Here is a 14,256-nt window from a genome sequence, read left to right on the forward strand (position 1 = left end):
CTCCTGGGAGGAGCGCAGCGAAACCCAGGACACTATCAATTGCCACCCACCACTTTAATCACCAAAAAAGCCCCATCAAACACAGACCCAAGATTACATCACTCACAAACCCCGAATCTTCTAGCAAAGATGTAATCAAATGTGTGTGAAAGTTTTTTTAAAGTAGGAGAGGATGATTTAGTGAAGTGAGGTGATTCCTGGGTTACACGCTTCGCGCTCCACCCAGGACTTATCAAATCCTACCTTGGTACTTTAGTAGGGGACATTAGGCTTTGTTTTTGCTTTTAAAGACAGGTCCTACGGATTTAACTGTAAGAATAAAACCACGTATCAATTGCGGTGCCTAATTGTCCGGAAATAAGTTTCACAAAATTAGGTGAATTATTATATTCTTTAAAGTTAGTCGTATGAAATTCTTTTTCCATGACCTCCCATAAATTACCTAAACCATCGACTAAGCCTAGTTTCAAAGCCGTTTGCCCAGACCAAAAGTCCCCACTAAATAATTCTTTTAAATCACCTTTCAATTTACCCTGGCGACCACGCACCACTGCTTGGGCAAAGTTGTCATGGACTTCTGTCATTACGTTTTGGATTTTAATTTGATCTTCCGGAGTTTGAGGTAAAAAGGGATCGAGACGATCTTTCGCGTTTCCAGAGACATAGACTCGGCGCTCAACGCCAATTTTTTTCATCAAGTCAACAAAGCCAAAGCCTTTCATAATGACGCCAATGGAGCCGGTCAAGGTGTTGGGGTTAACATAAATTTTATCAGCAGCGACCGCGACGTAATAAGCGCCTGACGTTAGCAAATCTTCACCGACTACGATGACTGGTTTTTTATATTTCTTTTTAAACGATTCAATCGCATCATGAATGATTGAAGCTTGCACAGGTGTGCCACCTGGTGAATTGATATCAATAAGAATGCCCGTAGCGCCTTTGTCAGTAAAGGCATCGTGTAACAAAGGAACAATTTCTTCCGCAGAGAAATCTCGGCCTGGCGCAATCATACCGTCTAGACGAATGAGAGCGACATATTTATCATCAAGGCTGCTCATTGCCCCTTTTTTTCCATGGGTCCAGTTGAAGATACTGAAGAAAATGAGAGCCACAAGAACAAGCCAGAGAATCGAGCGAATATTTTTCCAACGTCGTTCGGCCCGTTTTTCCTTAATTAAATCCTCAATAAGGGCGGAAGTGACCGTTTGATCGTTTAACTCATGCATATTTTTCATTCCCGTAGTTTTAATCGTGTAGAAGTGCCGTTATAATTCGCCAATCCAAAACAATGAAATCCTAATTAAAATAAAAACCGTAATACTCACGGAAGGAGATAGCGTGCGACGCGTACAATCTACCTTGTTTACTTTGTTTGCTGCAAGTAGTGCGGCTTTTGCAGAAACAACCTTAAATCTGACGCCTGGCGTTTCACCTATCAGTCACGATGTCTACGAACTCCACATGACCGTTTTTTGGATTTGTGTTGTAATTGGCATTCTTGTCTTTGGTGCGATGTTTTATTCAATTTTTTACCATCGTAAATCTAAAGGCGCGGTTGCGGCACAATTCCACTCGCATTTTTGGGTTGAAATAACCTGGACAATCATCCCTGTTCTTATTTTAGTCTTAATGGCTATTCCTGCCACCAAAGTTCTTTTGAATATGAATAATTATGATCAAGAAGAGCTCACTATTAAGATTACGGGATATCAATGGAAGTGGCATTATGACTATTTGGAAGATGAGGTTAGTTATTTTAGTAATCTCTCTACTCCTGCCGAGCAATTGCATAATCAAGCACCCAAAGGTTTACACTACTTGCAAGAAGTGGACCACCCTATGGTTGTCCCTATCCATAAAAAAATTCGTTTCCTTATTACGTCAAACGATGTAAATCATGCTTGGTGGATCCCTGATTTTGGTGTGAAGCGTGATGCTGTCGCTGGATTTATTAACGAAGCGTGGACAATTATCGATAAACCCGGTACGTATCGTGGGCAATGTGCCGAGTTATGCGGTATCAACCATGCTTATATGCCTATCGTTGTGATAGCTACAACGGAAGAAGGTTATAAAGATTGGGTTGCACAACAAAAAGGTCAAGCGACGCAAGGTGCCGCGGAAACCAATCGTGAGTGGAAGCTTGAAGAGTTAATGAAGCAAGGTGAGCAAGCTTATAATCGCGTTTGTGCTGCCTGTCATCAACCCACCGGCATGGGATTGCCTCCAACGTTCCCAGCACTCAAAAATAGTAAAATTGCTATCGGTGCGATCGAAAAGCATATTGAAATTGTAATGAATGGTGTCAATGGTACGGCTATGCAAGCATTCAAAGGTCAACTCAATGATGTTGATCTAGCCTCTATTATTACTTATGAACGTAATGCTTGGGGAAACAATACCAAAACTTTCGTTCAGCCTATTCAAATCAAAGCTTATCGTGATGGCAAATCGATTGAAGATGCATTGAAGGAAGTGCCTTCTACGACGTCTGCTGCGACGGTTGCTGAAACCCCAGCTGCAAAAGCGGTGAATGCAAATGCTGCTGCCAAAGCAACAGATGCAAATGCGCCCGTAGCTATGACCGATAAGGGAGCACCAGCAATCCCGAGCGCGGTCCCTGCTTCAACACCCAGTGCCACACCAGGTGTTGCGACAACTCCATCGACAACCAGTAACACCCAAGCAACGCTGGGTGCCCCTCAGCAAGGAGCTAATCAAGCATCAGCTCCATCTGCTGCCGAACCGGCAGCAGTTGCAGCCCCCAGTGCAGCTTCAGGTGCAGAGGCGCTTAAAGAAGCGATGATACGCGGTGAGAAAATTTACATGAACACTTGCGCAGTTTGTCATCAACCGAGTGGATTAGGCATGCCCCCTGTCTTTCCAGCTCTCAAAGATGGCCCAATTCCTAAAGGTCCATTACTGAACCATCTCAATATGGTGCTTTATGGAAAACCAGGAACAGCCATGCAAGCTTTTAAAGATCAATTAAAAGACCAAGAACTTGCTGATGTTATTACTTATGAGCGTAATGCTTGGGGAAATAATATGGGCACAGTGGTGTTAGAGGCTGATGTTCAGTCTGCACGTTCAAAACCACCACAACAATAATTAATGGGAGAAAACTAAAGCCATGACGACCCCAACAGATTCGCACACTTTAGACCATGATTCTCATGGTCATGGGCACGGACATGAAGCGCCACACCATCATTCATTAAAAAATGGCGTTGGTCCATGGGTTAAAGGTTGGTTATTTACAACCAACCACAAAGACATCGGTACGCTCTATTTGCTTTTTAGCTTATTCATGTTGTTTGTGGGCGGTGGCATGGCCTTGCTGATTCGCTTGCAATTATTTAGCCCCGGTGCTCATTTTTTTGATCCAAACTTTTATAACATGTTAGTCACGATGCATGGACTCATTATGATTTTTGGTGTCATCATGCCGGCTTTTGTAGGCCTTGCCAATTGGATGATCCCCATGATGATTGGCGGACCCGACATGGCCTTGCCCCGTCTCAATAATTGGAGTTTTTGGATTCTTCCTTTTGCGTTCACCCTTTTATTGAGTTCATTATTTTTGCCGGGTTCGGGCCCCAATTTTGGTTGGACCATGTATGCACCGCTTTCCACCCTATACGGCCCTCCCAGCACGGACTACTTAATTGTTGCCATCCATTTAATGGGAATTTCCTCTGTCTTAGGCGCCATTAATATCATTGCCACGATTACTAATTTGCGCGCACCCGGCATGACGTGGATGAAAATGCCATTATTTGTTTGGACTTGGTTTATCACTGCGTTTTTATTAATTGGCGCGATGCCAGTTCTTGCGGGTGTGGTAACGATGGTTTTGTTCGATCGTCATTTTGGCACGAGCTTTTTTAATGCAGCAGGTGGTGGTGACCCCGTTATGTACCAACATTTGTTTTGGTTCTTCGGGCACCCTGAAGTGTACATTATGATTTTACCGGCGTTTGGTATTGTCTCTGAAATCATTCCTACTTTTAGTCGTAAACGACTTTTTGGTTATGAATTTATGGTGGGTGCAGTCGCCGCGATTGCCTTTTTATCCTATATCGTTTGGGGACACCACATGTTTACCGCGGGGATGGCGGTTGGTACTCAACTCTACTTTATGTATGCCACCATGTTAATTGCGGTCCCGACAGGTATTAAAGTTTTCAACTGGGTTGGTACAATGTGGCGGGGTTCGTTAACCTTTGAAACGCCTATGTTATTTGCTGTAGCGTTTGTTTTCTTATTCACAATCGGTGGGTTTTCCGGATTAATGCTCGGTATCGTTCCTGCTGACTATCAATATCAAGATACTTATTTTGTCGTGGCGCATTTTCATTACGTTCTTGTTGCAGGTGCGTTAGTTTCTATTTTTGCAGCTGTATATTACTGGCTACCGAAGTGGACGGGGCATTATTACAAAGAAAGTTTAGGCAAATGGCATTTCTGGCTTACGATTATTGGGATCAATTTAACCTTCTTCCCGATGCACTTCTTGGGGCTTGCCGGCATGCCTCGTCGTATTGCGGATTATCCTTTGCAATACACGGAGTTTAATATGGTTTGTACAGTAGGTGCCTTCATCCTAGGCTTTGCTCAGCTCATTTTCCTTTACAATATTGTTGCTGCAATGTTGGGATATGGAAAAAAGGCAGATGGACGGGTGTGGGAAGGTTCGCATGGATTAGAGTGGACCCTTAGTTCGCCACCACCGTACCATAGCTTTACTACGCCACCTCAATTTGCGATGACGACGCATGAGATGGATGAAAAATATGAGAAGGTCACTAAATAAGAAAAAATATGTCTGATAATAAATCACATAAAAAAATATTTTGGATTGGCGGTATTGTAGCCGCCCTTATGTTTGGTTTTTGTTTTGCAATGGTGCCTTTGTATAGTGTGCTTTGTCGCGCCACCGGCATTAATCAAAGCATTGGAACCAATTTAATTACTGCAGCCCAAGCCGATGAGATTAGCAAAGAACCTGATCTTAGCCGTACCGTGGTAGTGCAATTTACTTCAACTAATCACATGGGCATGCCCTGGGATTTTTATCCTAAACAACTTTTAGTCAAAGTGCATCCTGGTGAGAAAAAACAAATTTATTTTTATGCGAAAAATCCCACAAAGAATACGATGATCGCGCAAGCGATTCCAAGTATGACACCCGTCGAAGCCATAAGTCATTTTCATAAAATAGAATGTTTTTGCTTTAACCAACAAACATTGGCAGCAGGGGAAAGTCGTAACATGGGCATGCTTTTCCAGATTGATAAAGATATTCCAAAGGATGTGCATGTCATTACGCTTGCATACACTTTATTTGATGCAACTCCCAAAAAAGATTCAAGGAAAGGCTAATGCGTAAACAAACTCCACAGATCAAACCTTACAAACCAGTTAAATATTATTTTATTGCTGATCCTTCCTACTGGCCGATTGTAGGCTCGGTTGGATTATTTTGTACCGTTTTAGGTTTAGTCCAAATATTGCATGATGGTGCGATTGGTCCTTATCTCATGGGAGCAGGCATTATCATTTTATTGACCGTGATGTACGGGTGGTTTGGCGCCGTCGTAAAGGAAAGTTTGCAAGGTTTGCATAGTGAGCAAATGGATAGAACTTATCGATGGGGTATGATGTGGTTTATTGTTTCTGAAGTTGCACTCTTTGGCGTCTTCTTTCTTGCTCTTTTCTATACTCGAATTTTTAGTATTCCTACTTTGGGAGGAGAATCCTATGAATTTGCGAAAGAGTTGCTCATGTCTAAAGGCCCGGCTACGCATCACTATTTGTGGCCCCAATTCCAAGCGATGTGGCCTTTATTAAAAAATCCAAATCCTCAACTCTTTCCTGGTCCACATGAAATTGTTCCAACTTGGGGAATTCCTGCTCTTAATACACTTATCTTACTATCCAGCGCCGTTACGTTAACTTGGTCACATTGGGGGCTTAAAAAAAATAATCGTCGCCAAATGATTATTGGATTAGCGCTCACTATTATTTTAGGGTTTATCTTCGAAGGCTTTCAAATTCATGAATATATTAAAGCGTATTCTGAATATCATTTGACATTGTCTAGCGGTATTTATGGCAGCACATTTTTTACGCTGACTGGTTTGCATGCTATGCATGTCACCATTGGTGCAATTATGCTTGGCATTATTCTCATTCGTTGTCTCAAAGGGCATTTTTTGCCGGAACATCATTTCGGTTATGAAGCCGTTTCTTGGTATTGGCATTTTGTAGATGTGGTATGGTTATTCTTATTCATTTTTGTTTATTGGTTATGATGACAATTTATGCCATGGTTAATTAATGCAGGTCAGCTAGAAAAGTTTCGTAAAAGCCAAAAAAATATTATTGTTTTGGATGCTAGCTGGCATTTGCCTGAAGATAACCAAAATCCAAGTGAAGCATTTTTAAAGCGTCACATTGTGGGCGCTAAATTTTTCGATCTTACGTTATTTAATGATCCAGAAAACCCGTTACCGAATATGATTACCCGTAATGAAGCGGTAATCGCAGAAAAGTTGGGTGAGCTAGGCATTACGAATGAACACAAAATTATTTTTTACGATCAAAGCAAACTGCATACCAGCTGCCGTGCATTGTGGATGTTAAAGATTTTTGGTCATAACCCCAATCAACTTTATATTTTAGATGGCGGTTTCGCAGCTTGGGAACGTTATGCCGGTAAAGTTGAAAGCGGTGAACCCAAGCAAACTTCTTCTAAAAAATATGTAGTTAACTTCGAAGCACATTACTTGCGTACCTTGATGCAAATGAAAACCAATTTGCATCATCCCATGGAACAAGTTATCGATTTGCGGCACCCAGTTCGTTTTGCCGGCGGTAAAGAGCATCGTGCAGGTTTACGTAGCGGTCATATTCCAGGAAGCTTTTCTTTTCCCTACACCACCATGTTCGAAGCTAATGAAACCTTCAAGCCGCTCGAAAAAATTCGCAAACAATTATCAGGACTTGGTATTGATCTTGCATCGCCGCTTGTTACCACCTGCGGTTCGGGCATTACTTCTTGTATTTTAAATTTCGTCCTCGATTTATTAAATAATGATAAGCACGCCCTCTACGATGGTTCATGGTCAGAATGGGGCGCTCAAGAAATCTATCCGGGTGAAGAAAGTTTATCTGAACGCCCCGTTATCCGCAGTATCGATCAATAATTCTGCTCCCTTCGTCTAGCGGTTAGGACGTCGCCCTCTCACGGCGGTAACACGGATTCGAATTCCGTAGGGAGCGCCAAATTTAATCAAGGGATAATAATCTGTTTAGGTCCAAATTTAATAAGTTTCCCCGTAATAATGCCCTTATATCCAGTTTGAAATCTTATCTATTTCTTTATCTGAACAAATACAATTGACCTATTAAGATAGCTAAGGGATTTATATTTCTATGGTAAAGAAGAGCATGAGCAAAAAGGAAAACTGAAGAAGTGATTCATAAATGTGTGAAAAATGTTTCTACCAGATTTGTTAGAAGTGGAAATGTAAGAAAGGGTTTTTATAAATTTTTTATTGTAATTTAAAATCCCCATACCAGGTCTTCTAAATCCTCCAAGCTTTTTACTTTATTTTCCCAGTTTTCTATTCTAATTTGTGCGTTTAGGCGGCTATAACGATGTAGAAGCATTAAAGCAGTGAGTTTGTGACTTAATGCATTTGTCATCTCTTCAGGAGAATAGCCATAAGAAGATAGGAATGCTCTTAAAAGGATTTTATCGCCTTGGATCAAGAAAGCGCCTGGCCCCAATAAATCGTATTCTGGCAATCCAAGCATCGAATCTCCGAAATCTATTAATCCATGAATATGCCAAATCCCCGCTTCTTGCTGCACTAAGAAATTCATTGGCGTGTATTCTCCAGTTAAAATAACTGGCTTTTTGATTACGGATAAAAGGTTTTTGATTGAATCCAAATACTTTGGGATTTGTTGTAATAATATATCTGGTAGACCTGTTTCTTGATGGTGTACTACGCATTGCTTTAATTGCTTGCTAATGAACTCGTGCCAATAGCAATCAATAGCTTCAAGTCCTTCAGTAGGCAAAGAATGAACTTCCCGAATTAAAGACCCTAATTCACGAATAATAATTATCTTATTACTGTGATCTAACTTTTCCCAAAGACCCTCCAAAAGCGTCCCTTCCAGTTGGCTCATGACAATGTAAGGCCAATGGTCTATTTCACCTATATATTCTATTTGGGGAGTTGTAACAGAAAGTTTATGATAAAGATGCTTCATTGTTAACACTTCATTGTCGAAGTGGCTTTTATGAAGCGGAGGAAATATTTTTATAACTCTGGATTTGCCATGAGAAAATACAATGTTAGTGCCATCGAGCGGTGAAAGTCCTGCATCCGGTAAATGATGCTGAGTAACAATTTCAAACGCTACTTTCTTAAACAGCTCGCTATGATCAACCTTGAATTTTTCATATTCTTCGTCAGTATTAATTTTTGGAAAGATGTTGCGCAAAATTTTTCATCCTTTTAAAAGGAATAATTGTTGAGTTTCAGCATTATGTAACAACGGTATGTTAGCATTCATATCCATGCTGATGGCCGTGTTTTAGTTTTATAAAATAAGATGACGGGTCTCGCGTCTCAGCTTCATATCCGGATGCGTACCAATCTGCACCTACAGGAAGGAAAGTAAGCTTAGCAACTTTAATGCCATAATTGTTTAGGCAATGAGTAATACGCTGATTTGCAAGAGCATGTTTCATTGGCTACTTATGTACTTCCTAGCGCTGGTTGTTAACTTCTTCCAAGCGATCCACATCCAAGCTGCATATGAGAGGAAGATGTTGATTAATTTTTTGAATATCCCAATGCCACCAAGCGATGTTTAGTAAACGCTTAATCGTAGATTCATCGAAACGCAGCTTAACAACTTTGGCAGGGTTTCCAGCAACAACAGCATAAGGAGGAACATCCTTTACTACAACCGCTCTAGCCGCAATGATAGCTCCATCACCGATAGTAACGCCATTTTTTATCAAAGAGTCATAACCAAGCCAAACATCATTACCTATGATGATATCTCCTTTCACCGGCAGATTTGCGACATCATAAACTGATTCCCAACCTTGCTGAAAAATCGGGAAAGGATAGGTGCTGATCGCATCCAGCTTATGGTCGCCAGTCATAATAAATTTTGTTTCAGCGGCGATTGCGCAAAATTTTCCAATGACCAATTTAACTTTTGAAAAATCGTAATTATATAGAACGTTATATTCTTCAAAATTCTGAGGACCATAACGCTTATCATCAAAATAGGTGTAATCACCAATATGAATATTGCTAGCTTTAATGAAATTTTTTAGGAAAACTAATTTATCGTAGGGTTGCATGGGGTAAATTTGGTTAGGATCAGGTCCTGGTCCGAGAGCTTTGATCATTTATTTTTTCCTCTTATGTATCATTTAATTAACAGGTAAGTTATCACCATTATTCCATACAGCACATGCCGCCTTAATGGGCTATTTTCTTCAAATTTTGGGGGTCAAAATCATTTGCTTCGGCGGGATGTAAGAAAATTTTTTAAATTACGCAACGTGATGTGGTATTAGCTATCAGCATAAAAAAATAATTTCAGTGAGATAATTCTGTAAAAGCATAGTGTAAACTGTTTTGCAGCTCTGCGACATAACCTTTGCGCTAATGATTTGATGTCAAAAAACGCCAGTCAATTTCTACAATGGACAATTAAATCGTTCGCGCATGCTTCAATGTGGGCCATGATGAATTGTAATATACTTATAATTAATTTAATCATCAAGGGGTTTAAATTTGTCTGCGGGAGGTATATAGATTTGCTCTCTCCCGGGGGAAATGCGGATTCGAATCCCTAAGGTAGCCAAACTCTTCAATAAGTTGTTAAATGAGACGGTCAAAAAAATAAGATACATATCACTCATATACCGTGTTAGAAAACATTGAAGTTGAACTGGTGTTTGAATGCAGTCTATTGAAGTTGTACCATGCTGCTTCCTTAAGAATATATCGCGAAAAATACTGATGAAAATAAAAAAAATAATCTCTTTCCTCTTATCTTTTATTTTAATATTTGTTTGCGTAGAGCTTGCGCAAGCTCGTCCTGAAAGCAAACCATTCCCTCCTTTTCGTATCGCGGGTAATCTTTATTACGTGGGTGATCATTATCAAGCTGATTATTTAATTGTAACCTCGCAAGGAAATATTCTTATTAATAGTGGTTATGAAGCGGATATTCCAAAGATTAAAACGAGTGTCGAAAAGCTTGGGTTTAAATTTAACGCTACTAAAGTACTTCTGATTAGCCATGCACACGCTGATCATGGTGGGGGCAGTGCTTTAATAAAAAAAGAAACCGACGCAAAATATATGGTGATGGATGCCGATGTACCTATAGTTGAATCAGGCGGTAAAGATGACTTTCAATATGGCACTAGCACTGATCCTGATAATCATTATCAGCCAACGAAAGTAGATCGAGTCTTGCATGATGGTGAACGAGTGAAGCTAGGGAGCACGGTGCTTGTTGCACATCACACGGGTGGTCATACAAAAGGTTGTACAACCTGGACGATGAGGGTGGTCGAGAAAGGTAAAGCGTATAACGTTGTCATAGTAGGTGGCCCGTATGTCAATCCGGGATATAAACTTGTGCATAACACTGCGTACCCGACGATTGCCAAGGATTATGAGCATACGTTTAAAATGTTAAAGTCTTTGCCTTGCGATATTTTTCTTGGTGCACATGGCATGTATTTTGATCTTGAGAAAAAATATGCTCTGATGAAGCAAGGCAAAAAAAATTCATTTGTTGATCCTGCAGGTTACAAAAAATTTATCGCGCTAAAAGAGCAAGATTTTCGCAACGAACTTGTTAAGCAAAAGAGTTCATAGGTAATCTCTGCATGACTAAAATAAGATTTTCCCAGAGTAGTCATCAGCTATAGGAGAGTTTTGCGCCAGGATAATTTCTATGATCAATGTGTATCAATTCATTGGCTTCATACGGTAGACAACAGTTGATGAGTTAATATCGCGAAAAAAAGTTCCGCCACTTGTAAGTTTGAGACATATAGAATAGGTTGAAGTTAGCCGGGTCATTTTGGTCTCTGCACATAATTGATTGACGCTCAAAGCTATTAAGTGAGTGTCAATATTAAGTTAATGTTTTCAGTCTGTAACAACTTGTTGATTAAATGATGAAAAGCCAGAGTGGTTTGCAGTCGACAAGCTAAGTGAGGATTTTAGCATTAAGAATGTTTATCTTAACGACTAATTAAGTCATAGTTTCAGTCCTTTTCATAGGCCCGATTTCTTCCGGAAATAGGTAAATCTCATTTAACAATAAGTAATTATTGTAATTCGATAATAAATCGTTTAAATTTCTCGGCATCGATGCTAAATCCTATTTTAAACCCAGTGCGGAGAGGTCCATATGAAATTAAAAAAATTGAGTGTAATTGCTTTAAGTTGTTTAGGTTTTACAATGGCGGCACATGCAAACGAAGTGCTGCTTACTGCAAATCAACCTATGAAGGTTACGTTTCGTATGGCGCATAAGAACCAAAATAATCAGCCTATTTTTGGTGAACTTCAATCAATAGAGGTTAGTAAAAAAGTTCGGATTCCGGTTTCTTTGGATGGCTATAATCGTGTGGGAATAGTCATCGTATCTGCGAATGGGCATGAATTGCCACCCTCAGCTAATCAATTTAATGAACCAAAGCAATGTTCTATGACAACAGATAAAACAAAGAGTACGGGCATATTAGAATTTACTTTATCTGCTCATAGCCTTAGTTGTCATACATATGGTGGAGTATTTGGATAAGTTAAGTGGGCACGAGTGTGTGCCCAGGATTTTATGTCGGGGTGAAAAAACATGAACAAAATTAAAAATATCAGTCTGTTTTTTAGATTAGTGTTTCAAATTATTTTCGTTGCATTGCCTATTTTATTAATCATTAGCTGGATTGATGCACCTGATGAATTAGTGCTGTTAGCTGGTTTTATCAAGCTGAATGCTATTCCTGCTACCTATAACGGCATGCATGCTTACACGACGCAAGGCATACCAGAAAAAGCCATATTACATACTCTTACTGCAGGAGAAAAAAGTTTAGGCTGTTTAATCAGTGCAATACCCATGATGGTTGAAATGTTTATTCTTTATTCATTAATAAAATTGTTTAAACTGTATGAAAAGGGAGAAATTTTTTCAATTAATCATGTTAGAGATATACGCAATATTGGTTATGCGCTGCTAACCGGTCAGTTACTCGAACCATTCTATCAATTTATGATGGGGCTAGTTCTAACGCTGAATAATCCACCGCATCACCGTTATGCGGCCATTACATTAGATCAAACCAATATTGGGATTTTACTAACGGCACTTATGGTTATTTTAATCTCTTGGATAATGGCTGAAGGTTGTAAGTTACGTGAAGAACAACAGCTAACGATATAAGGTGATGCCATGGCAATTATCGTAAATTTAGATGTAATGTTAGCAAAAAGAAAAATTCGTTCAAAAGAACTGGCGGAAGCTATTGGCATTACTGAGCAGAATTTATCAATTTTAAAGACCGGGAAAGCCAAAGCCATTCGTTTAGCAACATTAGATGCAATTTGTAATTACCTATCATGCCAGCCAGGAGATATTTTAGAGTGTAAAATTACTATATCTTAACGCTGGTATATTTTTATCTTCCATCTTTCCAAGCTGGATGTTCAGTGTAACTAGGCAAAGAAATTGAGCCGCACATGATATTTCACGTTTAATTTTTTTGCTAGAAAATAGATAGCAATGGAATGAGCAAGCAAGTAATCCAGCTTTAGAAATTGATCTTGATGTGCAGAGTCGGATAATCTCGCTAAAATCGTCCTAAAGGCAATTGTGCTCCGAAACTTTATACAGTCAAGCAAACCTATAGGTAGGTTCCTCACCTTCGGTATTAGATTTTTCAATAAAATAGGGATTAGCGACTTTTTTAATCTTATATCCAGTTGATTGCAAAAATGGGAAAGATTTTAATTCTTTATGGATTACCCCTCGTTCCATGAAGGTCTCTTTAACACTTTTGCCGTTTTCAAGATAATAAATTATATCATCAAGTGCTAAGCTCTTATCTAATTCCAAACCATGACGCATTTGATTAACACGGACGTGCAAATGCATGGTAGTCGTGTCCACGCTGTAGTGAGTATGAAAATACAATTCAACTTTGTCTAATTCATTGATGTCATATATTGCTGATAAGTGCGCTATTACCATTTTTTTTAAACGTTTCAATGATTCAAGATGTTCTTGTTGATAATCAAATGGACCGCATAAATAGGGTTCATTAGATTTATTTACAATGTCTTCAACGGTTTCTTTGTTATTATCGCGCTCCAATAATTCGGAAAATGAGTTTATTTTTTTTAATGAATGTTTATTTGAATTTTTGATTAGATTTTCTTTAGTGCCATATTTTCCATATCTTAGCGATTCGCCATTTTCTAATGTCTCTTTTATAATTTTATCCTTATCCGCAAATCTACTTTCCTGTAATAGCTTGGGGTGAATATACCAAGCAATTAGTCCGAATCCGCCTTCTTCATATTTTGCTTTTTTCGGGTCGCTCATCAATAATTCGTGATTCGTTTGCTCAGGATTGGGCATTAAAATATATTTCCCATCCTCACTCCAAGTAATGAGTTCAGGTTTTAGTGCCAAGGTTTCTCTATGCTGGGAAGGTTGCAAATTTAAAAAATCATCCATGAATTTTGGCAAGCCTTTAATTTTTTTGTCACCATCAAGGAGCGCGCGCAATGCATCTTCAGTTATCTCTGCTCTAACCACAGTGGATTGATTATATTTTCCTATATTGCTTATCGGAGGTAATGTTGCTGATCTTTTTTTCCAGAAGCTAATCTGCTGCCAAAACTGTTGTCGAACTTCTTGAGTGCGCTGAGCAGCTTTTGAGCTTTGTTGCGAATGAGTGCGAGGTGCACTTTGTGCGGTAGCAGAACTATTTAATGTAGAGCGCATCACTAATCCTCTCAATAAGCCAGGGCAACTGTTGGGTAAAATGATTTTCTACAAGCCGAGAAGATAGCTATTAATCTTGGCTTCATGCAAAACAAAAAATATTTTTATGACAAGAGAGTTTCAGGCCATATGGTTCATTCTGAAAATGATACACAAAAAATTTTATAGGGGTAA

General features: G+C 39.4%; 12 protein-coding genes, 1 tRNA gene and 1 pseudogene. 10 read left to right on the forward strand and 4 right to left on the reverse strand.

The genetic code is table 11. From position 1 onward, the window contains the following. Window positions 1-305 precede the first annotated feature (305 nt). Window positions 306-1,229 (reverse strand): S49 family peptidase, encoded by a 924-nt coding sequence (locus tag H0W64_11735; GenBank protein ID MBA3662395.1) that lies wholly within the window; start codon window positions 1,227-1,229, stop codon window positions 306-308. A 163-nt stretch (window positions 1,230-1,392) separates the two neighbouring features. Between H0W64_11735 and coxB the strand changes: the two are divergent. The 6 genes and pseudogenes from coxB to H0W64_11765 all read left to right on the forward strand — a co-directional run bounded on the left by coxB (window position 1,393) and on the right by H0W64_11765 (window position 7,293). Beyond that, window positions 1,393-2,403: pseudogene (gene coxB, locus H0W64_11740) on the forward strand (cytochrome c oxidase subunit II). A 733-nt stretch (window positions 2,404-3,136) separates the two neighbouring features. After that, the gene (ctaD, locus tag H0W64_11745) at window positions 3,137-4,819 is read left to right on the forward strand and encodes a cytochrome c oxidase subunit I (protein MBA3662396.1); all 1,683 of its coding nucleotides are present in this window, start codon (window positions 3,137-3,139) and stop codon (window positions 4,817-4,819) included. Between the two features lie 8 nt (window positions 4,820-4,827). Further along, complete coding sequence (locus H0W64_11750) at window positions 4,828-5,388, forward strand: cytochrome c oxidase assembly protein (GenBank protein MBA3662397.1); 561 nt, start codon at window positions 4,828-4,830, stop codon at window positions 5,386-5,388. Beyond that, on the forward strand, window positions 5,388-6,320 hold the full coding sequence (locus tag H0W64_11755; GenBank protein MBA3662398.1) for a cytochrome c oxidase subunit 3: 933 nt from the start codon (window positions 5,388-5,390) through the stop codon (window positions 6,318-6,320). The genes H0W64_11750 and H0W64_11755 overlap by 1 nt, the downstream gene beginning before the upstream one ends. 9 nt (window positions 6,321-6,329) lie before the next feature. Continuing rightward, window positions 6,330-7,214 (forward strand): sulfurtransferase, encoded by an 885-nt coding sequence (locus H0W64_11760; GenBank protein MBA3662399.1) that lies wholly within the window; start codon window positions 6,330-6,332, stop codon window positions 7,212-7,214. Between the two features lie 4 nt (window positions 7,215-7,218). After that, a tRNA-Glu gene (locus H0W64_11765) sits at window positions 7,219-7,293 on the forward strand. Between the two features lie 279 nt (window positions 7,294-7,572). Here H0W64_11765 and H0W64_11770 read toward each other — a convergent pair. Beyond that, entirely contained in the window at window positions 7,573-8,529 is a 957-nt protein-coding gene (locus tag H0W64_11770; protein ID MBA3662400.1) for a phosphotransferase, read from the reverse strand. A gap of 265 nt (window positions 8,530-8,794) precedes the next feature. After that, window positions 8,795-9,451, reverse strand: a complete 657-nt coding sequence (locus H0W64_11775) for a CatB-related O-acetyltransferase (protein ID MBA3662401.1) — start codon at window positions 9,449-9,451, stop codon at window positions 8,795-8,797. 619 nt (window positions 9,452-10,070) lie between these two features. Between H0W64_11775 and bla the strand changes: the two genes are divergently transcribed. The 4 genes from bla to H0W64_11795 all read left to right on the forward strand — a co-directional run bounded on the left by bla (window position 10,071) and on the right by H0W64_11795 (window position 12,738). Beyond that, on the forward strand, window positions 10,071-10,940 hold the full coding sequence (bla, locus tag H0W64_11780; protein MBA3662402.1) for a subclass B3 metallo-beta-lactamase: 870 nt from the start codon (window positions 10,071-10,073) through the stop codon (window positions 10,938-10,940). Window positions 10,941-11,481: 541 nt separating this feature from the next. Continuing rightward, window positions 11,482-11,877 carry a hypothetical protein gene (locus H0W64_11785; GenBank protein ID MBA3662403.1) on the forward strand — a complete coding sequence of 132 codons (396 nt, stop codon included), beginning with the start codon at window positions 11,482-11,484 and terminating at the stop codon, window positions 11,875-11,877. Window positions 11,878-11,928: 51 nt separating this feature from the next. Beyond that, a complete protein-coding gene (locus H0W64_11790) occupies window positions 11,929-12,516 on the forward strand; it encodes a DUF2975 domain-containing protein (protein MBA3662404.1) in 588 nt (195 codons plus the stop codon). Between the two features lie 9 nt (window positions 12,517-12,525). After that, window positions 12,526-12,738 (forward strand): helix-turn-helix transcriptional regulator, encoded by a 213-nt coding sequence (locus H0W64_11795; GenBank protein MBA3662405.1) that lies wholly within the window; start codon window positions 12,526-12,528, stop codon window positions 12,736-12,738. Between the two features lie 228 nt (window positions 12,739-12,966). Here H0W64_11795 and H0W64_11800 read toward each other — a convergent pair whose 3' ends face one another. Beyond that, complete coding sequence (locus H0W64_11800; protein ID MBA3662406.1) at window positions 12,967-14,082, reverse strand: hypothetical protein; 1,116 nt, start codon at window positions 14,080-14,082, stop codon at window positions 12,967-12,969. Window positions 14,083-14,256 lie beyond the last annotated feature (174 nt).

This window comes from Gammaproteobacteria bacterium (genome assembly GCA_013816845.1).
Lineage (GTDB): Bacteria > Pseudomonadota > Gammaproteobacteria > DSM-16500 > DSM-16500 > Aquicella.